Source organism: Bradyrhizobium sp. WSM3983 (assembly GCF_000473045.1).
Lineage (GTDB): Bacteria > Pseudomonadota > Alphaproteobacteria > Rhizobiales > Xanthobacteraceae > Bradyrhizobium.
Window position 1 is genome coordinate 14,885 of record NZ_AXAY01000037.1, and the last position, 25,539, is coordinate 40,423.

Below are 25,539 nucleotides of genomic sequence, written 5' to 3' on the forward strand. Positions count from 1 at the left end.
ATGATTGACGCTCATATAGGAGGGGGGGAGGGGCCCGCAAGGACCGAACGCAAGTTTCGGCCGTGAAAACATTGGGTTTTGGAAGATCATATCCGGACTTCACCGCACTTGCGGGTGAGGATTTATTAATAGGTTCAGGTCTCAGCCGGCCCCGCCGCCATGATCGGCCCGGCCCTGTTACCGGCGGACCAAACCCGCTAAAAGGCGCACCGGCCGGACAGCCTCGTCATGGGACTGCCTCGCGCGACAAAGCGGCCCAATCGCCGACCATTGAACGGCCTCAATGTGAACCAATCAGAGTGCCCATGAAGCTGACCCGCCCGCTCGCCGCGCTCGCCCTCCTCGTTGCCTCGGCACTTCCGGCGTTTGCCGCCGATGCCGTCTACCCGCCCGGCTTGCGCCTCGGCATGGTGCCGCTGGTCGGGCTGAACACGGCCAAATCCTTTCCGGGCTTCGAGAGCGAGGACGGCAGCGTCAAGGTGCTGATCACCGAGCTGCCGCTGGCGGCCTATGGCGAAGTCGTGGGCGCCTTCAACGCCAATCCGGCCGGCAGTAACGGCGTCAAGCCGGACAAGATCGAGACACCCGCGGGACTAGCCTATTTCACCACCGAGAGCGGCAAGGCCGGCACCACGCTGGTGAAGCGCTATTCGATGATCGTGCCGGGCGCCGGATTCTCCGGCTATGTCGCGGTGCAGGTCCCCGAGAACGCGTCGAAGATCTATACCGACGAGGCGGTGCGGCAGATGTTTGCGACTGCCGTAACCCGCAAGGAGGTGTCGGCTGACGAGCAGATCGGGCTGTTGCCGTTCAAGATTACCGATCTCGCCGGCTTCAAGGACGTCCGCACGCTGGTGCCGGGTTCGAGCATCATCCTGGCCGACGGCAACGAGAGCGCAGGCTATGAATCGAAGCCGTTCTTGATCCTCGGCCTGATCGGCGCCACCCCGCAGCAGGCCGACGACCGCGCCCGCTTCGCCCAGGAAGCCGCGCTCCAGATCCCCGGCGTGCGCGAGTCGCGCGTTACCATGTCCGAGCCGATCCGCATCAACGGCCAGCCGGGCTTTGAGACCCGGATCGACGGCGTCAGCGGCAAGGACAAGACCCCGGTGACGGTGGTGCAGTGGATCCGCTTCGGCGGCGGCACCTCGCTGCGCATCATCGCCAGCGCCCCGCGCGACCAGTGGTCGGACGCCTTCCCCCGCTTCCGCGCCGTTCGCGACGGCATCCAGCCCAAGGGCTAGCTGCCTCCGCAAGGAGGCTGCGCTCCCTCCCCCGCTTGCGGGGGAGGGCTGGGGAGAGGGTTGTCTCAACAACCGAGAACCCCCAAGAGGAGAAAGCCCTCACCCGGCGCTTCGCGCCGACCTCTCCCGCAAGCGGGAGAGGTGCACCGAGCCCGCGGCTCAAGCTCGAATACTCGCCAGAGCCGACTGCTTTTTCAGGCTTTTGTTCGTACACGAACGGAACTAGGCTTCCCTCCATTGAATCATCCTGGAGGGAGGCGGACGATGCTTGATCGACGACAAATCTTGGTGGCGCTGGGGACGACGGCGCTCGCGAGTCTCGCTCCAACCACGCTGTTCGCTGCGGCCACGATCAAGCCGGATGATGCATCCGCGCTACTCGTGATCGACGTGCAGAACTGCTTCCTGCCGGGCGGCAGCTTGGCCGTGAAGGAAGGCGAGCAGGTCGTGCCCGTCATCAATAAAATGGCGAAAGCGTTCTCGAACGTGGTGATGACGCAGGACTGGCACACGCCGGGTCATGTCTCGTTCGCTTCAGTCCATTCCGGCAAGAAGCCGTTCGAGACCATCGACCTGCCCTACGGCAAACAGGTGCTGTGGCCCGACCATTGCGTGCAGGGCACCGACGGCGCATCGCTGTCGAAGGACCTTTCGATACCGCAGGCCGAGCTCATCATCCGCAAGGGTTTTCACAAGGACGTCGACAGCTATTCGGCGTTCCTCGAAGCCGACGGCAAGACCTCGACCGGACTTGCCGGCTATCTCAAGGGGCGCAAGATCAAGCGCGTCTTCGTTGCGGGTCTCGCGACGGATTTCTGCGTCGCCTGGACCGCGCTCGATGCACGCAAGGCGGGCTTCGAGGTCTATGTCGTGGAAGACGCCTGCCGCGGCATCGACAATCAGGGCTCGCTCGCCAAGGCCTGGGCCGACATGGCCAAGGCCGGTGTGAAGCGGATTCAGTCTGCGGATATCGCGGTCAGCGCGTAAGGCGCGCGCTTCTGCCAAACCTCATCCTGAGGAGCGCGCTTCTTAGCGCGCGTCTCGGAAGGATAGAGGCCCCGCTGCCGCAGCTCGGCCTGCATGGTTCGAGACGGCGCTTCGCGCCTCCTCACCATGAGGGTTGAGAGCTGACGCCGCTCAGTTCGCTTCGTTGTTATTCGCGGCAGGCGCGGGCTTTGCGCCGCCCTTGGCAACGCCAACCAGCGCCGGACGCAGCACGCGCTCGCCGATGGTATAGCCGGCCTGCATCACCTGCACGACGGTGCCTGCGGGCACCGACGCATCCGGCACCTCGTACATCGCCTGCTGGAAGTTCGGATCGAACTTCTGGCCCTGCGGATCGAACTTCTTCACGCCGTGCTTTTCCAGCGCGTTGAGCAGTGAGCGCTCGGTGAGCTCGACGCCCTCGATCAGCGATGTCAGGCCGGGATCGGCCGCGGCACGCGCTTCGGCCGGAACGGCATCGAGCGCACGCTGGAGGTTGTCGGCGATGTCGAGCACGTCGCGGGCAAAGCCGGTGACGCCGTAGAGCTTGGAGTCCGCGACCTCCTTGGCGGTGCGCTTGCGCAGATTTTCCATCTCGGCCAGCGTCCGCAGCATGCGGTCGCGCGCCTCGGCGGCTTCCTTCTGCAGCAATTCCACCGAATCGGGCTCGGGGTCATCGGGCATGATGTAGGGTTTCGACACCACGGGCTCGCCGGTCGCAGCACTCGTGTCTTCGGGTTGCCGGTCTCGATCGGTCATCGGCTCTCTTTTCGAACTGGTCTTAGGGATTTTGCTGGCCCGGATATCGTGCTTCGGGCGCTGAAAATCAAGCGCCCGTGATCGGCTCAAATGTCGGTCAGCCCCCCAAGGAGCCGACTGACGATGCGGGCGGCGTAGTCTACGGTCGGGATGACGCGGGCATAATTCAGCCGCGTCGGCCCGATCACGCCCAAAACCCCGACGATATGGCCGGCGGCATCCCGATAGGGCGAGATGATGGTGGAGGAGCCGGACAGCGAAAACAGCTTGTTCTCGCTGCCGATGAAAATCCGCACTCCTTCGGCGGTTTCTGCGCGCCCCAACAGGTCGATCACGCCACGCTTGGTCTCGAGATCCTCGAATAGCAGGCGCACGCGCTCGAGATCCTCCAGCGCGTGCAGATCTTCCAGCAGATTGGCGTGACCGCGGACGATGAGCTGGCGGTCATCGTTCTCGCCGCCCGACCAGCTCGCAATCCCGGCGGAGATGACCTTCTGCGTCAATTGATCGAGCTCGGCACGGGCTTCTCCGAGCGCGGTTTCCAGCTCGAGCCGCGCCTCGGCCAGCGTCCGGCCGCGAATCCGCGCATTGAGGAAATTGCCGGCCTCGGTAATGGCCGAGGAGGGAACTCCCGGCGGCAATGCCAGCACGCGGTTTTCAACCTGACCGTCCTCGCCGACCAGGATCACCAGCGCCTTCTCGGGTTCCAGCCGGACGAATTCGATATGTTTCAGCCGCGCATTGGATTTTGGCGTCAGCACCACCGCAGCGGCGCGGGTCAGACCGGAGAGCCGGGTCAGGGCCTGATCCAGCGCGGCCTCGACCGACTGCACCTGACCGACGGACGTAAGCTGGCTCTGGATCGACTGCCGCTCGGCGTCGTTGAGGTCCCCGACCTGCATCAGGGCGTCGACGAAGAAGCGCAGGCCGAGTTCCGTCGGCAGCCGGCCCGCGGAGGTGTGCGGAGCGTAGATCAGGCCGAGCTGTTCCAGATCGGCCATGACATTGCGCACCGAGGCCGGCGACAGCGGCATCGCGATCAGGCGCGAGATGTTGCGCGAGCCTACAGGCTCACCGGTCGCGAGGTAACTTTCGACAATTTGACGAAAGATGTCGCGGGAACGCTCGTTGAGCTGGGCGAGGCCTGCGCGCGGCGCGATCAGATGGATCGGATCGTGATGGGCCACAGACGGTAACTCCTGTCAGTTACTTGTAATTTGTCCATCCCGGACGCGTCTGACAAGCGTGGCGTTTGCGGGGTGGAAAACCGTGGGTGAAAAAGCCTTGCTGCTCACCCTCACGCCACCTACAAGCACCGCGAACAGCCTATTCCCGTGAGTTTTGGAGGATTTCCCATGCGGCCAAGCCGCCGTGCGCCCGACGAATTGCGCCCCGTGACGCTTGAGCGCGGCGTGGTCAAATATGCGGAAGGCTCCTGCCTCGTGAAATTCGGCGATACCCATGTGCTGGTCACCGCCACGCTGGAAGACCGCCTGCCGCCCTGGCTGAAGGGCCAGGGCCGCGGCTGGGTCACCGCCGAGTACGGCATGCTGCCGCGCGCGACCTCCGAACGCACCCGCCGCGAAGCTGCCGCAGGCAAGCAGAGCGGCCGTACCGTCGAGATCCAGCGCCTGATCGGCCGTTCGTTGCGCACCATCGTCGATCTCGAAGCGCTCGGCGAGCGCCAGATCACGGTCGATTGCGACGTGCTCCAGGCCGACGGCGGCACCCGCACCGCCTCGATCACCGGCGCCTGGGTCGCGCTCGCCGACTGCATCAACTGGATGAAGGCGCGCAACATGATCAAGGCCAACGTCATGCGCGACAACGTCGCCGCGATCTCCTGTGGCATCTACAAGGGCGCACCGGTGCTGGATCTCGACTATGCCGAGGATTCGGAAGCCGAGACCGACGCCAATTTCGTCATGACCGGCGACGGCCGCATCATCGAAGTGCAGGGCACCGCGGAACGAGAGCCCTTTACGCAGGACGAGTTCCTGGCGCTGATCGCCTTGGCGCAAAAAGGCATCGCGCGTCTCGTGGACTTGCAGAAACTGGCTGTCGCGTAGTCAATAGACCCATGCATCGCCGAATCACCGGAAAGCTCGTCATCGCGACCCACAATCCCGGCAAGCTTGCCGAGATGAGGGAGCTGCTCGCGCCTCACGGCATCGAGGTGGTGTCGGCCGGTGAGCTCGGCCTGCCTGAGCCGGACGAAACCGGCAACGATTTCCGCAGCAACGCCGCGATCAAGGCGATCGCGGCGGCGCATGCGACCAAGCTTCCCGCGTTCGCCGATGATTCCGGCATCGTGGTCGACGCGCTCGACGGCGCGCCCGGCATCTACAGCGCGCGCTGGGCCGGACCGTCCAAGGATTTCGCCGCAGCGATGGCGCAGATCGAGCGGCTGTTGCAGGAGCGTGGCGCCACAACGCCGGACAAGCGCAAAGCGCATTTCGTCTCCGCGCTCTGCGTCGCGTGGCCCGACGATCATCTCGAAGGGGTCGAGGCGCGCGTCGACGGCACGCTGGTCTGGCCGCCGCGCGGCACGTCCGGTTTCGGCTACGATCCGATGTTTTTGCCCGACGGTCACGCGCGCACCTTCGGCGAGATGGAAAGCATCGAGAAGCACGGCCTGCCGCCGCTCGGCCTCGGCCTGTCGCACCGCGCCCGCGCCTTCGTGAAACTGGCGGAGATCTGCCTTGAGCCGCGCTAAGGAAGCCTTTGGCGTCTACGTGCACTGGCCCTTCTGCCTGTCGAAGTGCCCCTATTGCGACTTCAACAGCCATGTCCGCCACGCCGCGATCGACGAGGCGCGCTTTGCATCCGCCTTCGCCCGCGAGATCGAAACGACCGCGCAGCGCTCGCCCGGCCGTGAGGTCACCTCGATCTTCCTCGGCGGCGGCACGCCCTCGCTGATGCAGCCGGCAACGGTCGGCGCCGTGCTCGATGCTATCGGCAAGCACTGGAACGTCGCCAACGACGTCGAAGTGACGCTCGAAGCAAATCCGACCAGTGTCGAAGCCACGCGCTTTGCCGGCTATCGCACAGCCGGTGTCAATCGCGTCTCGCTTGGCGTGCAGGCGCTCGACGACGCTTCGCTGAAAGCGCTGGGCCGCATGCACAGCGCGCGCGAGGCGCTCGATGCGGTTGCGATCGCGCGCCGCTCGTTTGACCGCTATTCGTTCGACCTGATCTACGCCCGTCCCGACCAGACGCCGGCGATGTGGGCCGATGAGCTGCGTCTCGCGATCGATGAGGCGGCCGAGCATCTGTCGCTCTACCAGCTCACCATCGAAGAAGGCACGCCGTTCTTCGGCCTGCACCAGGCCGGCAAACTGAAGACGCCGGACGAAGCCGTCGCGCGCGCGCTCTATGACGTGACGCAGGAGACCTGCGACAAACTCGGTCTGCCCGCTTACGAGATTTCCAACCACGCGCGGCGCGGCGCCGAGTGCCGGCACAATCTCGTATACTGGCGCGGCGAGGAATATGCCGGCATCGGTCCCGGCGCGCACGGTCGCCTCGACATCGACGGCGTGCGCCATGCCACGGCCACCGAGAAGCGTCCCGAAGCCTGGCTGATGCGCGTCGAAAGCAGCGGCCACGGTGTCGTCACCGACGATCTCCTCAACAGCGAAGAACGCGCCGACGAATTCTTGCTGATGGGATTGCGTCTCGCCGAAGGCATCGACCCCGAGCGCTACACGGCGCTCTCCGGCCGCCCGCTCGACCCCAAGCGCATCGCGCTCTTGCGCGAAGAAGGCGCGATCGCGGTGGATGCAACGGGCCGGCTCCGCGTGACGAGCAGCGGCTTCCCGGTGCTCGATGCGGTGGTCGCGGATCTGGCGGCGTAAGTCTGAGCCAAACCAACGGTGCGCTCCCTCGCCCGCTTGCGGGAGAGGGTTGGGGAGAGGGTTTCTCCGCAGCGGGACAATCCCCCAGAGGAAAGAGCCCTCACCCGGCGCTACGCGCCGACCTCTCCCGCAAGCGGGAGAGGTGAACTATCAAGCTCCAAAACTCTTCGGCGAACCCGCGACCGCGACACCGCCGCCGGTCGTCACCTTCATCACCGCAAGGCCTCGCTCGTTGGTTCCATCTGCGCGGAAGCGGAACAGGCCGTCGATGCCGGCGAAGCCCGAGGGATTGGTCAGCACGTCAGCCGAGAAGCGCGTGGTGCCTTGCGTGCGCGCGAGTGCCGCCACGAGCGCGACCGCGTCATAAGCGAGCGTTGCGGTGCGGATCGGCTCCGCGCCGTATTTGGTGCGATAGCGGCCGGAGAAAGCGCGAAAACCGGCGGGATCCGGCGCGGCGTAGAGGCCACCTTGCAGAGCCGGGCTCGCATAAACACGCGGGCTATCCCACAGGCCGGTGCCGAGCAGCTGGATGTTGCGCAAATTGGCGCCTGCCGCGGTCATCGCATCAGCCACCGCGACGACGGCATCGCCGTCATCGGCAATGAACAGGGCGTCCGCGCTGCCGAGTTGCTGCGCCACGGTGCGCGCCGGCGTGGCGCGATCGGCGCCGTATTTCTCGAATGCGACGATGCGGCCGCCGCGCCTGGGCACCGCGGCCTTCACCGCGGCTTCAACGACATTGCCATAGGCATTGTCGGGCACCAGCACGGCGACGGAGCGTTTTCCGATGCTGGCGGAATACTCGATGATGCGATTGACGTCGGACTCCGGCAGGAAGCTCAGCAGGTAGACCCCGCGGCCGGCGATGCTCGAATCGGTCGAGAACGCCATCACAGAGATGCCGCGCGTGCGCGCGACCTGGGCGACCGCCGGGACCGACTGCGCAAACAGCGGCCCCAGAATGATCTCGGCGCCTTCGTCGACCGCCTGCTGCGCGCCGGCTTGCGCGCCCTGCGGGCTGCCATTGTCGTCCTTGATCAGGAGCTGGATGTTCGGGTTCTGGAACTCGGCCAGCGCCATCTCGGCGGCGTTGCGCATGGATTGCGCGGCGAGCCCGGCATTGCCGGCGGCCGAGAGCGGCAGAATCACCGCAACCTTCACCCCGCCGGTGCCGGCGGTGGTCGCCTGCTGTGGCGGACCGGCCGGCTGGGCCGGCGGCGGGGAAGAACTAGAGAATGGGTTGGAAAACTGGCTGAGGCTCTGCTGCACGCCAGCGCAGGCTGACAGCAAGGGCGTGCCGAGCAACAGGCCAAGCGCACTCCGCCGGGTCGCCCCTGTTAATCGGGGCCCCTGAACGGGAGACTTCGGATCACGCGGGCCCACCATGGCAGCTCTTCTTCTGATCTTCCGTCACCGGTAGATCACAACAAATCTTGCCGCGACAGAAGCCGCGGATTCAGGCATATTGTCGGCAAATAGTTAACCAAAACAAAAGGATAATGACCGCTTAACGCGGCTACCCTCGGTTCCTGGCTGGCTGTTCGCCCTCCATCATCCAGCATCAAGGCGGAGTTTCCGCCACGAATATGGCGCTGACGCTTCATTCGCTAGGGAATGTGATGCCGGATGGATCACATTCCAGTCCTTCCTCGCCCCAATTCAATACCTTGGCTCGGCACGATCTTTTTCGAATGACCGGTTCCCAGCCCCGGGGATCATGCCTAAGTTCGTTTCATTATGCGCTCAAAGCCGGCCTCAATAAATACGACTGAAGCTACGGACGCCGCCCCGCGCGGTTTCTCCATCGACGCCCACCGTCTCGTGGCGCCGAAGCCGGCAGCTGGCCTCTATCTGGTCGCGACCCCGATCGGCAATCTCGGCGACATCACGCTGCGTGCGCTGCAGATTCTGGCCGGGGTCGACGCCATCGCCTGCGAGGACACCCGCATCACGCGGCGCCTGACCGAGCGTTACGACATCTCGGCGCAGCTCAAGCAATATCACGAGCACAATGCCGAGGCCGCCCGGCCAAAGATCCTGGAGGCGCTTGCCGCAGGCGGCTCGGTCGCGCTGGTATCGGATGCAGGCACACCGCTGATTTCCGATCCCGGTTACAAGCTGGTGCGGGAGGTCTGCGCGGCCGGCCATGCGGTCTATGCCCTGCCCGGCCCGTCCTCGGTACTGGCGGCGCTGTCGGTTGCCGCCCTGCCGACCGACCGCTTCTTCTTCGAGGGCTTTTTGCCGTCGAAATCCGCCGCGCGGCGGTCGCGCCTCACTGAACTTGCTCGCATCGACGCGACGCTGGTGATGTTCGAATCCGGCAACCGTGTGCAAGACACGCTCGCAGAACTCGCCGAGATCATGGGCACACGCGAGGCCGCGATCTGCCGCGAGCTGACCAAACTGCATGAGGAGATTTCGCGCGCGAAGCTCGACGAGCTGGCGCGCGAGGCAGATACGCTGGAGACACGCGGCGAATTCGTGCTGGTGATCGCTCCGCCTGCCGCGGATGCCGACGTGCTGACATCGGATGCGCTGGACGATCTCCTGCGCGAGCAGCTCGCCACGCATAGCGTCAAGGACGCCGTAGCACACGCCGTCGCGCTCTCGGGGCGGCCGCGCCGCGAGGTCTATGCCCGCGCGCTCGAGCTCGCAAAAGATTTGCGGGGCGGCGATGGCGAAGACTAAGGACGCCCAAGGATCGAAACAGGAGCCAAAACAGGAACCGAAGATCGCCTCGCCCGAGCGCGTCGCCGCGTTCCGCACCGGCATCTCGGCCGAGAGCCGCGCCGCCGCTTATCTCATGGCGAAGGGCTATCGCATCCTGGCCAAACGCTACCGCACCCCTCATGGCGAGATCGACCTCGTGGCGCGCCGTCGCAATTTGATCGCCTTCGTCGAGGTCAAGGCGCGCGCCAGCCTCGATGAGGCCGCCTACGCGGTCACGCCGCGCCAGCAGCAGCGCATCATCGATGCCGCCCAGGGCTGGCTTGCCACGCATCCCGAGCATGCGGAATTCGAAATGCGATTCGACGCCATGCTGATTGCGCCGCGGTCACTTCCGCGCCATGTGTTGGCGGCATTCGACGCCTCGACCTGAAAGGCAGACCATGAAACTGAACGTCGCCGTCCAGATGGACCCCATCGCCCGCATCAACATCAAGGGCGATTCCACCTTTGCGCTGCTCCTGGAGGCGCAGAAGCGCGGCCACGGCCTATCCTATTACACGCCCGACAAGCTCTCGATGGTCGGCGATGAGATCGTCGCGCCCGTCCAGCTCCTGACCGTGCGCGACGAGCCGGGCGATCATTTCACCCTCGGCGAGCCCAGGCGCGAGGCGCTGAACGGTTTTGACGTAGTGCTGCTGCGCCAGGATCCGCCGTTCGATCTCGCCTATATCACCTCGACGCACATGCTCGAGCGAATCCATCCGAAGACGCTGGTCGTCAACGACCCGGCCTCGGTGCGCAACGCGCCCGAAAAGCTGTTCGTGATGAATTTTCCGCAGCTGATGCCGCCGACCCTGATCTCGCGCGACCTCGATGAGATCAACGCGTTCCGCGACAAGTACGGTGCCGTCGTCATGAAGCCGCTGCACGGCCATGGCGGCGCCGCGGTATTCCGCGTGATGCCGCAGGACATGAATTTCGGCTCGCTGTTCGACATGTTCTCGGTCACCTTCAAAGAGGCCTGGGTGATCCAGCAGTTCATCCCCGAGGTGAAGCTCGGCGACAAGCGCATCATCCTGGTCAATGGCGAGTTCGCAGGCGCGGTGAACCGCGTGCCGGCCACCGACGACCTCCGCTCCAACATGGTGCGTGGCGGCGCGGCGAAGGAGACCGAACTCACCCCGCGCGAACGCGAGATCTGCGCTACTGTCGGCCCGGCGCTGCGCGAACGTGGGCTGCTGTTCGTCGGCATCGACGTCATCAACGGCAACCTCACCGAGATCAACGTGACCTCGCCCACCGGCATCCGCGCCATCGCGCGGCTCGGCGGCCCGGATGTGGCGGCCAAGATCTGGGACGCGATCGAGCAGAAGCGGGCGAAGTAGGCGGGCTGCAACGATAGTATTCGTGTAATCCACGATCTCTCTCCGCGTCGTCCCGGCGAAGGCCGGGACCCATACCCACAGGGAAAAGTTTGGCGAAGATTGTGGGTGGGTACTTCTACCTTCCACAATCGAAAGATCACGCGGTATGGGTCCCGGCTTTCGCCGGGACGACACCTGATGATCTCATCGCTGTAGTGCCCCGTCACTAACCACCTGTTCACCATGACACCCCGAGCCTCATGCGAACGCATGAGCGCGCTTGCGTGAATCTACGGAGCCACTGGCCGAGCGGCTAACGCGGCATTCACCATCTGCCCAAAACCCGCGCCGTCACGGACCATCACACTCGGCCTCGCAACACCCCTTATACTTTTACTCCCTACTCATCGATGCCGGGGAACCCGCCAGGTGCGGTTCGAGTGCCCCGCGTAAGAGTAGAAGCGTATGAACACCGCACGCATTGTCGTTCTCGTCATCGCACTGGGCGCCGGCGGCGTCGCTGCGTATCTGGCAAGCGGTTACGACAACAAGCCCGCGCCCGCGCTCCCGGTGACGGAGAAGCTGCCGACGGTCGAGGTGCTCGTCGCCAAATCCGACATTCAGCTCGGCCAGGCCGTGAAGGCCGAGGATCTGCAATGGCAGACCTGGCCGCAAGCGACCGCAAGCAGCGCCTTCATTCGGCGCGACAGCAGGCCCGACGCACAGACCCAGATCGCCGGCTCGATCGCACGCGTGCCCTTGATGCAGGGCGAGCCGATCCGCGAGCAGAAGCTGGTGAAGGCCGACGGCTCGGGCTTCATGGCCGCGATCCTGCCGTCCGGCATGCGGGCCGTGTCCACCGAGATTTCCGCCGAGACCGCAGCCGGCGGCTTCATCCTGCCGAATGACCGCGTCGACATCGTCCTGACGCGCCGCCTGAAGAATCCCGACGGCGCCAACAGTAGCGGCTCGACCGGCGGCAATGACCTGATCCTGTCAGAGGTCATCCTGACCAACATCCGCGTGCTCGCGATCGACCAGGCGCCGAAGGAGAAGGACGGCCAGAACGCCGTGGTCGGCAAGACGGTCACGCTCGAGCTTCGACCCGACCAGGTCGCAACGCTCTCGGCCTCGCGCCAGGGCGGCACGCTGACACTTGCACTGCGCAGCATCGCCGATGCCAGCGCCTCCGACGGTGGGCCGGAGGATCAGGCACTCAAGCAGCGTTCGAGCGGCGTGAACGTGATCCGCTACGGCGTGCAGGCGCGACAACTGACGTCACAGAAGTGATGGGGACATGATGAACTACGGGGATAATCGGACGGGCCTGCGCATTCGGGGGAAGCGCGCTGGCTCGTTCTGGGCCGGGGCAATGCTGATACTGGGGCTGGTCGCGGCCCCCGATTTGGTCCGCGCTGCGGATGCGCCGGTCGGAGACCAGGCGCCGATGCAGGCGCCTGATCTCGGCGTGTCGCCGGTCGCGACCATCGCGCCGGCGCGGACACGCTCGCTGTCGCTTGGCATCGGCAAGTCGGTCGTCATCGACCTGCCACGCGAGGTCAAGGACGTGCTGGTGGCTGATCCCAAGATCGCCAATGCGGTGATCCGCTCGGCGCAGCGCGCCTATATCATCGGCGGCCAGGTCGGCCAGACCAACGTGGTATTCTTCACCGCCGACGGCCAGCAGGTTGCTTCCTACGATATCGCGGTCAAGCGCGACCTCAACGGCATGCGCACGGCGTTGCGCCAGTCGCTGCCGGGCGTGCAGATCGAGGGCATCGGCGACAGCGTGATGCTGACCGGCTCGGTGTCGAGCCCGGTCGAGGCCCAGCAGGCCGGCGACGTCGCCGCCAAGCTCGTCGGCGGCGCCGACAAGGTCGTCAACAACATCGTCGTGCGCGGCCGCGACCAGGTGATGCTGAAGGTGGTCGTCGGCGAAGTCCGCCGCGACATCGTCAAGCAATTGGGCGTCGATCTCAGCGCCAGCCTGAATGCCGGCACCGCGGTGGTGAATTTCAACAATTCCAACCCGTTCTCGGTCTCTGGCGGCCCGCTGGTCTCCAGCAACGGGCTTGGCGTCACCGGCCTCGCCAAGGGCGTGGCCACTGTCAACGCCACGATGCGCGCGATGGAAACCGCCGGCGTGATGCGGACGCTGGCCGAGCCGAGCCTGACCGCGATCTCCGGCGAATCCGCGACCTTCATCGCGGGCGGCGAATTCCCGATCCCCGCAGGCTATTCCTGCGATCCGACCACGCATGTCTGTACCACCCAGATTTCCTACAAGAAGTTCGGTATCTCCCTGAACTTCACGCCGGTCGTGCTCAGCGAGGGCCGGATCAGCCTGCGCGTGATGACCGAGGTCTCGGAGCTGTCGAACCAGCAGGCGATCACGGTGACGCAGGCGTTATCGTCGACCGCGAGCAACTCCATCACTATTCCCTCGATCCAGACCCGCCGCGCCGAGACCACGCTCGAAATTCCCTCGGGCGGCTCGATGGCGATGGCCGGCCTGATCCAGCAGCAGACCAAGCAGGCGATCAACGGCCTGCCCGGCGTCGACCAGGTGCCGATCCTCGGCGCGCTGTTCCGCAGCCAGGACTTCGTCAACAACGAGACCGAGCTGATGGTGATCGTGACCCCCTATGTGGTGCGCGCGGTCGCCCAGAAGGAATTGTCGCGGCCCGATGACGGCTTCGCGCCGTCCTCGGATGCGCAGTCGGCGCTGCTCGGCCGCATGAACCGCCTCTACGGCATCGCACGCCGCGTCGATCCGATCGACGGCGATCGCGGCGATTTCGGCTTCATCATCGACTGACACCAACGGTTTGGGGACCGGGGCAAGGACCGCGGCAAGACACGGGCAAGAGGGGACCAGGCGATGACGAAGACAATCGATCGACGTCGCAATTTGCGCATCGCGCTCGCGCTGGCGGGGCTCTCCGTCATGCTGGGAGCCTGTAACACCACGGGCGACGTCGTGACCACCCAGACGGTGCCGACCGACTACCGCATGCGTCACCCGATCGCGGTGCAGGAAGCCAAGCGCTCGATCGTGATCTTCGTCGGCAAGGCGCGCGGCGGCCTTTCGACCGCACAGCATGCCGACGTGATGGGCATTGCCCAGGATTGGGTGCGCGAAGGCACCGGCTCGGTCGTCGTCGACGTGCCCATCGACACCACGAATTCGCGCGCCGCTGGGGCGACGTATCGCGAGATCCGCGCCGTGCTCGGCAGCGGCGGCGTGCCGTCGCGCGCCATCGTCCAGCATCCCTATCGCCCCGAGGATCCCGCCCTGCTGCCGACCATCCGGCTGAGCTATTCCAGGATCGCTGCGGTCGCCGGCCCCTGTGGGCTGTGGCCCGAGGACATGGGACCGTCGATCCTCGACCCCGGCTACAACGAGAACCGGCCCTACTTCAATCTCGGCTGCGCCACGCAGCGCAATCTCGCCGCAATGATCGACAATCCCGCCGACCTCGAGCAGCCGCGCGCGGAGACGCCGGCCTATACCGCGCGGCGCGACATCGCATTCGACCGCTACCGCAAGGGCACTACCACCGCGACAACTTATCCCGAGGCTGAAAAGGCCAAACTCAGCGATACAGGCAAATGACGGGCATCCACGACGAAGAGGCGGACGATCCGCAACATCCCGAGGAACACATTGCGCCGGTTCCCCGTATCTCGGTGCAGGCCTTTTGCGAGACCGAGCAGACGCTCGCCGCGGTGACCGCGGCCGGGCAGGACCGCCGTCTCGCCAAGGCGCATCTCACCGCCAAGAGCGGCGGCCTGGCCGCGGCGATCGAAGTTTATGACACGATGCCGACGCCGAACGTGATCGTGATCGAATCCGACGGCACGCGCGACATCCTCGAAGGGCTCGACGACCTCGCCGGCGTCTGCGATCCCGGCACCCGCGTGGTCGTGATCGGCAATCCCAGCGACACCGCGCCCTATCGCGAGCTGGTGCGTCGCGGCGTCAACGACTACGTGATCGGGCCGGTCGAAACCCTCGACGTCGTGCGCTCGATCTGCAGCCTGTTTTCGGCGTCCGAGGCCATCATCACCGGCCGCGTCATCGCGGTGGTCGGTGCCAAGGGCGGCGTCGGCGCGTCCACCGTCGCGCACAACGTGGCCTGGACCATCGCGCGCGACCTCGCGCTCGATTCCGTCGTGATCGATCTCGACCTCGCCTTCGGCACCGCCGGCCTCGACTACAACCAGGATCCGGCGCAGGGCATTGCCAACGCCGTGCTGTCGCAGGACCGGCCGGACACGGCGCTGATGGAGCGCCTGCTCTCCAAATGCACCGAGCACCTCAGCCTCCTTGCTGCCCCGGCCACGCTTGATCGCGTCTATGATTTCGGCGCGGAAGCCTTCGATGCGATCTTCGACACCCTGCGCATGACCACGCCCTGCATCGTGCTCGACGTGCCGCATCAATGGTCGGCCTGGACCAAGCGCGCGCTGATCAACGCCGACGACATCGTCATCGTGGCCGAGCCGGATCTCGCCAATCTGCGCAACACCAAGAACATGCTGACCGTGCTCAAGGCGGCGCGGCCGAACGATCGGCCGCCGCTCTACTGTATCAACCAGGTCGGCATGCACAAGCGGGCCGAGATCGAGGTCAAGGCATTCGCCAAGACCATGGAAAGCCAGCCGCTCGCGGTGATCCCGTTCGATTCAAAGCTGTTCTCGACCGCCGCCAATAACGGCCAGATGATCGCGGAAGTTTCGAAGAGCCACCGCACCACCGAGCTGTTCCAGAACATGGCCAACCGCCTCGCCGGGCGCGGCGAGGTGAAGAAGCCGAAGCGTTCGCTGCTCGGGCCGCTGCTGAAGAAGCTGAAGGGCAGGACGGGACGCGGATCCGCTCCGCATCGCAAAGCGTCGTAAGCGCCAGAACGTTTTCGAGCGAACGAGAATCTCGGCGGCGGCGGATTACTTCTCCGCCCGCTGCTGCTGCTTCTTCGACAGCAGCTGGCGCAGCGCCGTGACCTTTGCCGCCGCCTGATCCGGCGGCAGATCGGCCTTCACGATGGTCTCGGCCTCGGCCTGCTTGCCTTCCAGTCCAAGCACCAGCGCGAGATTGGCCCGCACGCGGGAATCGGCCGGGTTGCGCTGATAGGCGCGGCGCATGGTGTCTTCGGCCCGCGGCAGATTGTTCTGGAGCATGTAGGACAGGCCGAGATTGGACAGCACTGAGGGCTCGTCCGGCACGATCTTCAGCGCCGACGCATAATATTGCTGCGCTTCCTCGTTGCGGCCGAGCTGATCGAGCGCCGCGCCCTGCGCCGACAGGATGTGCCAGTCGGGATCCTCGGGCGTATGCGCGCGGCTGAGCACATCGAAGGCCTGTTGGAAATTGCCATTGTCGGCGAGCGCGCGGCCGTAGCCGGCGAGCAGCGCCTTGTTGCTGGGATGGGCGAGCACGGCCTGCTCCATCACCGCGACCGCCTGGGCACGCTGGCCGGTCTCGCGCAGCGCCTTGCCGTAGGCGAGCGCGATGTTGGGATCGCTGGACTTGGCGCGATAGCGCTCGCGCAAGCCGTCCATGTCAGGCTTGGCGTCCGCCGTGGCGGCAGCTTCCGGCTTGCCGCCGACGCCGAGCGCGCCGGTCACGTCCTCCAGGCTCGTGGTTTGGCAGCCGCCGAGGGCAAGCACAAGGAGCGCGGGAAACAGCAATCTCGCCGGGGGGGAGGCAAGGGACGAACGCTTGGACATACTCTGATCACCGCCGGCGGACTGATCAGAGATGCTTTGCCGATTAACGCTAAATTCCCGTTAAGGACGCGCGCGTATCCGGCCTAATCGGTGAACTCGGCACCGAATTCGCAGCCGATGCGCCAGCGCAGGCGGCATTGGCGGGAATAATCGGGCGCGAAGATAATGGTGAACTGCGGCGGCACTTCCAGGAATTCCGCCACGACCTTCACGCCGCCATCCGAGATATCCGTGATCGTGCAGTCCCGCGGCAGCGAGCCCGCGCCAAAATGAATCTTGGCGAGCCGCGTGCACACCCGACGTTCGCTTCTGCGGCGATTTGCAAGCATTTGAATTGTTCACCCGTTAGATCACGGCCCATCCCGCACCCTCAGGATTAGCGGACATTCGTTGGGATGTGCTGTGCGCAGCCGCTCGCATTCGAGGCGTAGTGTCTGGAGCCCCTTTACGATTGGTTAGGGTTCGAGGCGCCCTCGCCTTCGTTCCCCTATTGTTCTTGTCAGAGCGATCCCACTCTGCTACCCTCGATTGTGCGAGGGGGCAGCATGGTTCAGCGGGTTTCGACAGTCGCCTTTGAAGGGATCGAGGCCCGCGCGGTCGACGTGCAGGTGCAGGTCGCGCCGGGCCTGCCGGCGTTCGCCATCGTCGGTCTTCCCGACAAGGCGGTGTCGGAGGCACGCGAGCGGGTCCGCTCGGCGCTGATCGCCTCGGGGCTGGCGCTGCCGGCGCGACGGATCATCGTCAATCTCGCCCCGGCCGACCTGCCCAAGGAAGGCAGCCATTACGATTTGCCGATCGCGCTCGGGCTGATGGCGGCAATCGGCGCGATCCCGCCGGATGCGCTGACCGGCTTCACCGTGCTCGGCGAGCTCGGCCTCGACGGCTCGATCGCGCCGGTGGCCGGCGTTCTGCCCGCTGCGATCGGCGCCAATGTGCGCGAGGAAGGCCTGATCTGTCCGGCGGCCTGCGGATCGGAAGCGGCGTGGGCGAGCCCGGATATCCAGATCGTCGCCGCGCATTCGCTGATCCAGATCGCCAACCATTTCAAGGGCACGCAGGTGTTGTCGCGCCCCATACCAAAAGTGCACGAGGCCGCCGCCTCGCCGCTCGATCTGCGTGACATCAAAGGCCAGGAGAGCGCCAAGCGGGCGCTGGAGATCGCAGCCGCAGGTGGGCATCACCTCTTGATGATCGGCGCGCCCGGCGCCGGCAAATCGATGCTGGCGGCGCGGCTGCCCTCGATCCTGCCGCCGCTGTCGCCCGGCGAATTGCTCGAGGTCTCGATGATCGCCTCTGTCGCCGGCGAGATCGAGGGCGGCGCGCTGACGGCGCGGCGGCCGTTCCGTTCGCCGCATCACTCCGCCAGCATGGCCGCGCTCACCGGCGGCGGCGCGCGTGCAAAGCCCGGCGAGATCTCGCTGGCACATCAGGGCGTGCTGTTCCTCGACGAGCTGCCTGAGTTCGATCCGCGCGTGCTGGATTCGCTGCGCCAGCCGCTGGAGAACGGCGAGGTCTCGGTCTCCCGCGCCAACCACCGCGTGACTTACCCTGCGCGCTTCATGCTGATCGCAGCGATGAATCCCTGCCGCTGCGGCAATGCGTTCGAGCCCGGCTATGCCTGCAAGCGCGGACGCATCGACCGCTGCACCGGCGACTACCAGGCACGCATCTCCGGCCCGCTGATGGACCGCATCGATCTCCGCATCGAGGTGCCGGCCGTGACCGCGGCCGATCTGATCCTGCCGCCGCCGGCCGAAGGCTCAGCCGAAGTCGCCGCGCGCGTAGCAGCGGCGCGCGATATCCAGCTCGCGCGCTTTGCGGATATCGGCCTGCCGCAGGTCCGCACCAATGCCGAGGCGCCGGCCTCGGTTCTCGAAGACATCGCCAAGCCCGACGCACAGGGACAAAAGCTGCTGCGCGATGCCGCCGAGACCATGCGGCTGTCGGCGCGCGGCTATCACCGCGTGCTGCGGGTGGCGCGCACGCTCGCCGACCTCGACGGCACCGAGAAGATCGGCCGGCTGCATCTCGCCGAGGCGCTGTCCTACCGCGCACTCGCGGAGGATGTGCGGCAGATGGCGTGAGGCTCGCCTCTTGCGGCGGACCTTCCTGCTGGAGGCGCTTTCCGTGACAAAGACACTGGCTCTTGCAGGGGATAGCGCTTTCGCATGAAGGCGCTCGAAAAGGTCCCGGACCGGGTCACGGCACCTTCGGTCGAGTCGTGGGGAGGTCATCTTTTCCGACTACCCTTACGCCGCGGGTTTTAGAGGTTCAAGAATGTTCAACCACATCTATGGCATTGATGGCTTGGCGACACGTACTCCGGCTGTCTACGACAATTTCGACGTCGATAACGCAAATCTCAGCCAACGCTTCTCCTCCTCCGGCCAGCAGTGGGCCGTATCAGAAGCGGGCGGCCAGCCTCCCACGATTAGAGACGGTGTAATGACCTGCGACGCGAATATGTACGCGTCGCTACCTTATCCCGTTGGCCAACTATTGCCCCGCATCAGCGCGCGGATTTCGTGGGCACCCGTCGCTGGTGGCGATGGTAACCGAGCTGCAGCATCGTTCACACTGATCGGAAGTGCTTATTCGGCGACAGATGGTAACGTGCTTCTGAATTTGGTCCATCTCCAAGTAACGCCAGATGGCTGCAATTTGGAAGTAACCAGCACTGGACCAAGCGGCTTCGTTCCAGTTCCTGGCAGTCCCATTTCATGGAAAATTCCCTGCATTACCGACGGAACTGAATACTCCATTGCCATTGAATTTGACTACACTGGGCAAATTGTTACGGTTTACGGTCCCGACGGGTCCGTCACTCCACTGTCCGTCACTGGACTGGGTACCGTGTACACACCGTACTTCGGTATGTGGCAGATCACGGGGAAAACCAACTTTCGGATCAACTGCTACGAAGTTTCGCTGGGAAGAACAACTCGCCGAGAGGTTCTCGCGCCGGCCAGCATTGTTGCGCCGCTCTATGGAGATTCATTCTCCAGAAGAACCTTCTTCACAACAATCGTCCCTGGTACGACATCTGGAGCGTGGTTCAGGATCGGCACCGGCATTGCTTGGGGAAGCGGAGCTGGGTTCGCTCTCGCAGGACGCATGCGCCTGAGTGCGAACGATGGCCATGACCGATGGAATGATTGGGAATTCGATTGCACATCTTCGTCGCGAAGCACGTATACTCCAACGCTTGTAAACAGAACGGGCGTCGCGCTCGCCGTCGACTCCTTTGTGGCTATAAGCGCTGCCCGTCTGACCTTATCTAGCGACCGTGTGGCCTTCGGCCTAGATCTACAAGTGGCTCCAGGCGCGTCGGGCGCGATAAATTTGTCAGGCGTTTTTGAAGGGTATGTCAGTTTGGTTCAGAATCCAACCATTGGTGCGGTACCGCTTGGAGGTCCTGCCGCTTCGCTGAGTTTTGTAAACGGCTAAACTGGAGATCGGAACGCCGGGGCGGCGAGAGAGTCTAGGCTTCTCTCTTCCCCCGAGCCAAATGCCAAGCGGTGGTCGACGCACGAAATTTGCTTCAGATCGCAAACTCGCGCTGTCAGCCCCGGAAGCTCAACCGTTCACGGCTTCCTGCATTCCAGGTAAAGCGACTCGGCCTTGTATTCACTTCCGTCGGACGCCACTTCAAGACCAGACCGTTGCCAGCCATCGATGTCGCTGCTGTTCCAGGAGCAGACCTTAATATCAATGAAACCGGCATCCATCAGCACGGTGCGAAGGTTGACCCGATCCCACATCCATTGATGTGTTTCTCCACGGGCGCGCGCATCGCCGAGAACGAAGTTCTCCATCCGGACCCGCATTCCCCTCTTGTCCTTGACGCCTTGGGAGGCGCGCCGGACGCTTTGCTCGAGAATATTGGCGACTGCCCGATCGTGGCGCAATGACGCTTCGCGCGTACCGTCATCCGTCGTCAGAGTTGCGCTATATGCGGCGACGTATCGCTCGAGATCAGGAACCGCAAGGCGCTGTATCCCACCCCGCTTGAGGACACGAAAAATCTCCTTCTGGAAGCCGAGAACGGCGTCGCGGTCGATATGCTCCATGATGTGCGAGTGATACACCGCATCACTCGAATTGTCGGGAAAGGGAATCCCTTTCCTGAGATCGTGGCAGATTGTGGTCCCGCGCATGGCCCGAACACGCTCGGCCCGGTCGCGCCGGATCAGTGGCGTCACTAGCGGGAGCAGCCAGCGATGCCGGTGCAGGATGACGTAAATCGACCAATCGACATTGATGCAGAGCTCCGACGTCTTGGCACCGCAGCCGAGATTGATGATCAACGGACCAGCGTTCTGTTGTGCGTGAGCTTGCGAGCTACGCACCACCGTGCCGCCAACCTTCATCGCGTCGGACCGCAAGCCCGCTGCGCCTATTGTACTCGCCATCGGTTACTCGGTTCAAAATGCTCGTTTCGGCGCCCCGAATCTCAGCAAGCGAAGAATGAGGGGATACCCGCCGACCAGCTAGAGGTAGCGGTCCAAGACGAAAGTATTGCGACAGACCTGCCAATGGCCCGCCCATCAACCCGGCGGTAACGAGTTTCCTTTACGCTCTGCAAACCATAAGGCCCATCAGCTCCAGTCCGGGCCCGGCGAGTAGCGTGTCATGTTGCGTTTCAAGATCCTGGCCTCAGTGGTTCCCCTGTTGGCGGCTGCGGTGTTCGCCCGCAACGAGATCGGGTCGGTCTCGCATCCCTGCATCGCCCTCGGCGACACCTCGGTCGAGCTCACCTCCCTGTTCTGGACAGCCGGCATCCACGTCGCCTTCACCGACGATCCGTCGCGGGCCACGGTGCGGGTCCAGATCACCGATGATGCAGACGCTGCTGACTTCGCTGTCGTCGATGATGGCGCAAGCGACGAGCCGGGCGCCTGCCAGGGCAATCCGTCGACCCGCCTCATTACGATTGCCTCGCAGCCCGTCGACGGCGGTCCGGTGATCTATCTCTCCACCGAAGGCCCGGCTGATTACCGCATCTATGTGCGCTCGAAGACGTTCTCGCAGCGCGAGGCCGCGGCCCTGATCGTCGGCGCTCGTGGCGACCACCTGCGGCCTCTCCAGGCTGCCTCGCTTTGACACGTTAATACCTCGTCAACCCTGTTTCGAGGCCGCCCCAAGGCCTCAAGCTGTTCGCAAGGTCGGCAAGACATCGTCGCAAACGGCGGTGGCGGGATTTCGGACAAGAGTCAGGGTCGGTGGCAATGGATCGGACGTTCCGGATCAAGGTGCGCATGCGCCGCTTCAGGCGGCAGCATCCCCGAATTGCCTTCGCGATCCGCTCCTTCATGATCTTCTCGGCGACGTTCGGCGGCGCCTATGGCTTCGTCACCGGCAGCCGCGCGCCAAATTCCGGCTACGATCCCAACACCTTTGCGATCGGCGCGAGCTTCCTGTTCGCGCTGGCCTGCCTTGGCCTCGCCACGCTCAGCATGCGGCTGCGCTTCGTCAACAAGCGGATGCGCAAGCTCGCCGCCCACAACGAGGCGCTGATCGACCGCAATTGGGAGCTGAAGGAAGCCGAGGAGCGCGCCCGCAGCCTGTTCGAATCGCAGGGCGACCTCATCGTGCTGCGCGACCATCAGGGCCGCATCACCTTCGCCAACGACGCCTATTGCGCACTGGCCGGGCAGGCGCGCAGCGCGCTGGTCGGCACGCGGTTCGATTTCGACGTGCTGGAGCAGGGCGACAGCGCGCGCGAGAGCAACGGCACGCGCATCCACGACCAGAGGATCTCCACCCCGCTCGGCGCGCGCTGGATCGCCTGGCGTGAAGGGTTCGTGCGGCTGGATGCGGGCCAGCCCGCCGAACTGCAGAGTGTCGGCCGCGACGTCACTGACCGCACCGAGACTGAACGCGCGCTGTCGGATGCGCGCGACCAGGCCGACGCCGCCAACCGCGCCAAATCGCGCTTCCTCGCGATGGCCTCGCACGAGATCCGTAACCCCCTGAACGGTATCATCGGCATGGGCGGCCTCTTGCTCGACACCACGCTGACGCCGGAGCAGACGACTTACGCCCGGGCGGTGAAGACTTCGGGTGAAGCGCTGGTGGCGCTGATCGAGGAGCTGCTCGACTATTCCAAGATCGAGGCCGGCAAGCTCGATCTCGACCAGCGTCCCTTTGCGCTCTCGACCTTGATCGAAGAGGTCACCGAGCTGCTGGCACCGCGCGCGCAGGCGAAAAACCTCGAGATCGCAGCCTATGTCGACGAGCGGCTGCCACTCGAGGTCACCGGCGATGCCGCGCGGCTGCGCCAGGTGCTGCTCAACCTCGCCGGCAACGCGATCAAGTTCACTGCGATCGGCGGCGTGGCGCTGATCGTCGAACCCGGCATCTGGCCGAACGAGATCAGCTTCCTGGTCCGCGATACCGGCATTGGCATCGCGCCCGAAGCGCAGTCGCGGATCTTCCGCGAATTCGAGCAGGCCGACGATCGCGTCGCCCGCACCTATGGCGGCACCGGGCTTGGCCTCGCCATCAGCGAGCGCATCGTCAAGCGCATGGGCGGCCGCATCACCCTGGAAAGCGCGCCCGGCAAGGGCTCGACCTTCGAAGTCGCGATTCCGCTTGCGCCATCGCCAGGCGACGCTGGACAGATCGCGTTCCCGAGTCCCGACCTCGCCGGCAAGTCGATCCTGCTGGTGGCCGACGGCATCGAGGCGTCCCTGATCGCGCGACGGCTGGAACGCTGGGGTGGCCAGACCTGCCTGGTCGCGGATGCGGCGGTGGCCGAAGCCCTTCTCCCGGAGCGCTCCTGGCATGCGGTGCTGATCGACCGCGCACTCGGTCCGTCAGTCACCGACCGCCTGGGCGAAGCCGCCCGCGTCCATGCGACGCAGCGGCTGGTGCTGCTGACCCCGAGCTCGCGTCATGACAAGCTTTCGCCGGCCTTCACCGGCTTCCTGGTAAAGCCGCTGCGCGCAGCATCCCTCGCCGCGCGTCTCGCGCTGACGCCGGAAGTCGCCTCGCCCGATCTCGCGCCTGAGCCTGTCGAACCGGCTGTACCCCGAACGCACGCCCACGGCCTCTCGATCCTCGTCGCCGAGGACAACGAGATCAACGCGCTGCTGATGCGATCATTGCTGACGAAGCTCGGTCACCGCGTCGTCATCGCGGTCCATGGCGAGGCCGCGTTGGAATCCTGGCTTGCGGCCAGCTCCGCCGGCACGCCCTATGATCTGGTTCTGATGGATATCCAGATGCCGCAGCTCGACGGCATCGAAGCAACAAAACGCATCCGCGCCCATGAGGCCGCCACCGGCCGCCACCACACCCCGATCCTCGCGCTCACCGCGAACACACTGGTGGAAGATCGCTACGCCTGTTTCGAGGCAGGCATGAACGGATTTTTGATCAAGCCGCTCGATCGCGAAAAGCTGGACGAGGCGCTGGCTGGCTTGGCGGCGGCGCGGCAGACGGCGGTGTAGCGCCAATCGACGCTGCCGTAGGGTGGGCAAAGGCGCCCTTGCGCCGTGCCCACCAATCATGTCCCGCAACGCAAGTAGATGGTGGGCACGGCGCTTCGCGCCTTTGCCCACCCTACGAAACTGCGCTCGCAATGACGAGTGTGTGGCCTACAGCCTTCGCAGCGCCACGCTCTCCACCGCGTGATCCGCGCCCTTTTTCAGGATCAGCGTCGCGCGCGGGCGGGTCGGCAAAATGTTGTCCTCGAGATTGGCAAGGTTGGTGCGCTCCCAGATCGCGGTGGCGGTGGCGGTGGCCTCCTCGTCCGACAAGAGCGCATAGCGGTTGAAATAGGATTTTGGATTGGTGAACGCGGTGTCGCGCAGCGCCAGGAAGCGCTTGATGTACCAGCGCCGCAGCGCCGCCTCGTCGGCGTCGATATAGACCGAGAAGTCGAAGAAGTCGGAGACCACGGGCACCGCCTTGCCGTCGCGCGGGAGCTTGCCGGTCTGCAGCACGTTGACGCCCTCGACGATCAGGATGTCGGGCTGGTCGATCTCGGCCCATTCGTTCGGCACGATGTCGTAGGTCAAATGCGAATAGACCGGCGAGCGCACATGACGGCGGCCCGACTTGATGTCGGACAGGAAGTTGAGCAGCAGCGGCAGGTCGTAGCTCTCCGGAAAGCCCTTCTTCTGAAGGATGCCCTGCTGCTCGAGCAGGGCCTTCGGGTAGAGAAATCCGTCCGTGGTGATCAGGTCGACCTTCGGACGCGGCGACCAGCGCGCCAACAAGGCCTGGAGCACGCGGGCGGTGGTGGATTTACCGACCGCAACCGAGCCGGCGACGCCGATGATGTATGGGACCTTGCGATCGCGGATGTTGAGGAACTGGCGCTCAGCGTAATACAGGCGCTGCATCGCATCGACATAGATCGAGAGCAGGCGCGACAGCGGCAGATAAATGTCCTCGACTTCCTTGAGATCGAGGCGATCGTGCAGTGAACGCAGCCGGTCGAACTCGCCCGGCTCCAGTGTCATCGGCGTATCGTCGCGCAGACGCGCCCATTCTTCGCGCGAATAGACGCGGTATGGATTATATTGCTGCTCGGGTGCGCGGATATCCATGACGCGACCTTCTCCGTTAAGAGCTCGGCTAGCTGCCGCTCTTGCGAGACGCTTTCTCTTCCAACCCTGACATATTCGTACGCCTGTCCAGCGCCGCTTCGACCTCTTCCAGCTTTACGCCGCGAGCCTTGAGCAGCACAAGGAAATGGTAGAGCAGGTCGGCGCCCTCGGCGATCAGATGCGCGCGATCGTTTTCGACTGCTGCGATTACGGTTTCGACTGCTTCCTCACCGAACTTCTTGGCGCAATGTTCGGCGCCCCTGTCGAGCAGCTTGCGGGTATAGGAGCCCTCGCCACCGGAGGCCGCGCGGGCATCAATGGTTACGGCGAGATCGTGGATCGTGAAACGCGGCATAATGAATACTCGAAACGC

The 25,539-nt window shown here is 64.7% G+C and carries 24 protein-coding genes; 16 read left to right on the forward strand and 8 right to left on the reverse strand.

The features are described from left to right. Nucleotides 1-305 precede the first annotated feature (305 nt). Nucleotides 306-1,244 (forward strand): hypothetical protein, encoded by a 939-nt coding sequence (locus YUA_RS0135710; RefSeq protein ID WP_027534965.1) that lies wholly within the window; start codon nucleotides 306-308, stop codon nucleotides 1,242-1,244. Nucleotides 1,245-1,508: 264 nt separating this feature from the next. Continuing rightward, nucleotides 1,509-2,231, forward strand: coding sequence for a bifunctional nicotinamidase/pyrazinamidase (gene pncA, locus YUA_RS0135715; protein ID WP_027534966.1), 723 nt, complete (start codon nucleotides 1,509-1,511; stop codon nucleotides 2,229-2,231). Nucleotides 2,232-2,381: 150 nt separating this feature from the next. Here pncA and grpE read toward each other — a convergent pair whose 3' ends face one another. Together grpE and hrcA are read right to left on the reverse strand one after the other, a co-directional pair. After that, nucleotides 2,382-2,987: a nucleotide exchange factor GrpE gene (grpE, locus tag YUA_RS0135720; RefSeq protein ID WP_027534967.1), complete on the reverse strand. Its 606-nt coding sequence runs from the start codon at nucleotides 2,985-2,987 to the stop codon at nucleotides 2,382-2,384. An 86-nt stretch (nucleotides 2,988-3,073) separates the two neighbouring features. Continuing rightward, nucleotides 3,074-4,174, reverse strand: coding sequence for a heat-inducible transcriptional repressor HrcA (hrcA, locus tag YUA_RS0135725; RefSeq protein WP_027534968.1), 1,101 nt, complete (start codon nucleotides 4,172-4,174; stop codon nucleotides 3,074-3,076). A 168-nt stretch (nucleotides 4,175-4,342) separates the two neighbouring features. Here hrcA and rph point away from each other — a divergent pair, with 168 nt between their 5' ends. From rph to hemW, 3 genes are read left to right on the forward strand one after another with little or no spacing between them, the layout of a single operon-like run. After that, entirely contained in the window at nucleotides 4,343-5,056 is a 714-nt protein-coding gene (rph, locus tag YUA_RS0135730; RefSeq protein WP_027534969.1) for a ribonuclease PH, read from the forward strand. Nucleotides 5,057-5,067: 11 nt separating this feature from the next. Then, on the forward strand, nucleotides 5,068-5,703 hold the full coding sequence (gene rdgB / locus YUA_RS0135735; RefSeq protein ID WP_027534970.1) for an RdgB/HAM1 family non-canonical purine NTP pyrophosphatase: 636 nt from the start codon (nucleotides 5,068-5,070) through the stop codon (nucleotides 5,701-5,703). Further along, nucleotides 5,690-6,844, forward strand: coding sequence for a radical SAM family heme chaperone HemW (gene hemW, locus YUA_RS0135740; RefSeq protein WP_027534971.1), 1,155 nt, complete (start codon nucleotides 5,690-5,692; stop codon nucleotides 6,842-6,844). The genes rdgB and hemW overlap by 14 nt, the downstream gene beginning before the upstream one ends. Before the next feature lie 150 nt (nucleotides 6,845-6,994). Here the strand turns inward: hemW and YUA_RS0135745 are convergent, their stop codons facing one another. Next, complete coding sequence (locus YUA_RS0135745; protein ID WP_027534972.1) at nucleotides 6,995-8,230, reverse strand: penicillin-binding protein activator; 1,236 nt, start codon at nucleotides 8,228-8,230, stop codon at nucleotides 6,995-6,997. 351 nt (nucleotides 8,231-8,581) lie between these two features. Here YUA_RS0135745 and rsmI point away from each other — a divergent pair, with 351 nt between their 5' ends. The 7 genes from rsmI (at nucleotide 8,582) to YUA_RS0135780 (ending at nucleotide 15,780) form a co-directional block, all read left to right on the forward strand. Next, complete coding sequence (gene rsmI / locus YUA_RS0135750; RefSeq protein ID WP_027534973.1) at nucleotides 8,582-9,532, forward strand: 16S rRNA (cytidine(1402)-2'-O)-methyltransferase; 951 nt, start codon at nucleotides 8,582-8,584, stop codon at nucleotides 9,530-9,532. Next, a complete protein-coding gene (locus YUA_RS0135755; RefSeq protein WP_027534974.1) occupies nucleotides 9,519-9,944 on the forward strand; it encodes a YraN family protein in 426 nt (141 codons plus the stop codon). Before rsmI ends, YUA_RS0135755 begins: the two co-directional genes overlap by 14 nt. Before the next feature lie 10 nt (nucleotides 9,945-9,954). Then, nucleotides 9,955-10,899: a glutathione synthase gene (gene gshB, locus YUA_RS0135760; protein ID WP_027534975.1), complete on the forward strand. Its 945-nt coding sequence runs from the start codon at nucleotides 9,955-9,957 to the stop codon at nucleotides 10,897-10,899. Between the two features lie 444 nt (nucleotides 10,900-11,343). Next, nucleotides 11,344-12,168, forward strand: coding sequence for a Flp pilus assembly protein CpaB (cpaB, locus tag YUA_RS0135765; RefSeq protein ID WP_027534976.1), 825 nt, complete (start codon nucleotides 11,344-11,346; stop codon nucleotides 12,166-12,168). A 10-nt stretch (nucleotides 12,169-12,178) separates the two neighbouring features. Next, on the forward strand, nucleotides 12,179-13,696 hold the full coding sequence (locus YUA_RS0135770) for a type II and III secretion system protein family protein (RefSeq protein WP_027534977.1): 1,518 nt from the start codon (nucleotides 12,179-12,181) through the stop codon (nucleotides 13,694-13,696). A gap of 63 nt (nucleotides 13,697-13,759) precedes the next feature. After that, nucleotides 13,760-14,494: a CpaD family pilus assembly protein gene (locus tag YUA_RS0135775; protein ID WP_027534978.1), complete on the forward strand. Its 735-nt coding sequence runs from the start codon at nucleotides 13,760-13,762 to the stop codon at nucleotides 14,492-14,494. Further along, entirely contained in the window at nucleotides 14,491-15,780 is a 1,290-nt protein-coding gene (locus tag YUA_RS0135780; RefSeq protein ID WP_027534979.1) for an AAA family ATPase, read from the forward strand. The genes YUA_RS0135775 and YUA_RS0135780 overlap by 4 nt, the downstream gene beginning before the upstream one ends. Nucleotides 15,781-15,825: 45 nt before the next feature. Here the strand turns inward: YUA_RS0135780 and YUA_RS0135785 are convergent, their stop codons facing one another. Both YUA_RS0135785 and YUA_RS0135790 read right to left on the reverse strand, forming a co-directional pair. Then, a complete protein-coding gene (locus YUA_RS0135785) occupies nucleotides 15,826-16,608 on the reverse strand; it encodes a tetratricopeptide repeat protein (RefSeq protein WP_027534980.1) in 783 nt (260 codons plus the stop codon). A gap of 83 nt (nucleotides 16,609-16,691) precedes the next feature. Continuing rightward, nucleotides 16,692-16,937 (reverse strand): PilZ domain-containing protein, encoded by a 246-nt coding sequence (locus YUA_RS0135790; RefSeq protein WP_027534981.1) that lies wholly within the window; start codon nucleotides 16,935-16,937, stop codon nucleotides 16,692-16,694. Nucleotides 16,938-17,153: 216 nt separating this feature from the next. Here YUA_RS0135790 and YUA_RS0135795 point away from each other — a divergent pair, with 216 nt between their 5' ends. Both YUA_RS0135795 and YUA_RS50575 read left to right on the forward strand, forming a co-directional pair. After that, nucleotides 17,154-18,692 (forward strand): YifB family Mg chelatase-like AAA ATPase, encoded by a 1,539-nt coding sequence (locus tag YUA_RS0135795; protein WP_027534982.1) that lies wholly within the window; start codon nucleotides 17,154-17,156, stop codon nucleotides 18,690-18,692. 193 nt (nucleotides 18,693-18,885) lie between these two features. Continuing rightward, complete coding sequence (locus YUA_RS50575) at nucleotides 18,886-20,055, forward strand: hypothetical protein (RefSeq protein WP_156947515.1); 1,170 nt, start codon at nucleotides 18,886-18,888, stop codon at nucleotides 20,053-20,055. A 137-nt stretch (nucleotides 20,056-20,192) separates the two neighbouring features. On the opposite strand, the gene YUA_RS0135800 is transcribed toward YUA_RS50575, so the two are convergent. After that, nucleotides 20,193-20,993, reverse strand: a complete 801-nt coding sequence (locus YUA_RS0135800) for a methyltransferase domain-containing protein (protein WP_198029566.1) — start codon at nucleotides 20,991-20,993, stop codon at nucleotides 20,193-20,195. Between the two features lie 247 nt (nucleotides 20,994-21,240). Between YUA_RS0135800 and YUA_RS0135805 the strand changes: the two genes are divergently transcribed. Further along, the gene (locus YUA_RS0135805; RefSeq protein WP_027534984.1) at nucleotides 21,241-21,711 is read left to right on the forward strand and encodes a hypothetical protein; all 471 of its coding nucleotides are present in this window, start codon (nucleotides 21,241-21,243) and stop codon (nucleotides 21,709-21,711) included. A gap of 125 nt (nucleotides 21,712-21,836) precedes the next feature. Continuing rightward, the gene (locus YUA_RS0135810; RefSeq protein WP_035972623.1) at nucleotides 21,837-24,062 is read left to right on the forward strand and encodes an ATP-binding protein; all 2,226 of its coding nucleotides are present in this window, start codon (nucleotides 21,837-21,839) and stop codon (nucleotides 24,060-24,062) included. Nucleotides 24,063-24,209: 147 nt separating this feature from the next. Here YUA_RS0135810 and coaA read toward each other — a convergent pair whose 3' ends face one another. Together coaA and YUA_RS0135820 are read right to left on the reverse strand one after the other, a co-directional pair. After that, nucleotides 24,210-25,166 (reverse strand): type I pantothenate kinase, encoded by a 957-nt coding sequence (gene coaA, locus YUA_RS0135815; RefSeq protein ID WP_027534986.1) that lies wholly within the window; start codon nucleotides 25,164-25,166, stop codon nucleotides 24,210-24,212. A 28-nt stretch (nucleotides 25,167-25,194) separates the two neighbouring features. Beyond that, the gene (locus YUA_RS0135820) at nucleotides 25,195-25,521 is read right to left on the reverse strand and encodes a phosphoribosyl-ATP diphosphatase (protein ID WP_027534987.1); all 327 of its coding nucleotides are present in this window, start codon (nucleotides 25,519-25,521) and stop codon (nucleotides 25,195-25,197) included. Between the last annotated feature and the right edge of the window lie 18 nt (nucleotides 25,522-25,539).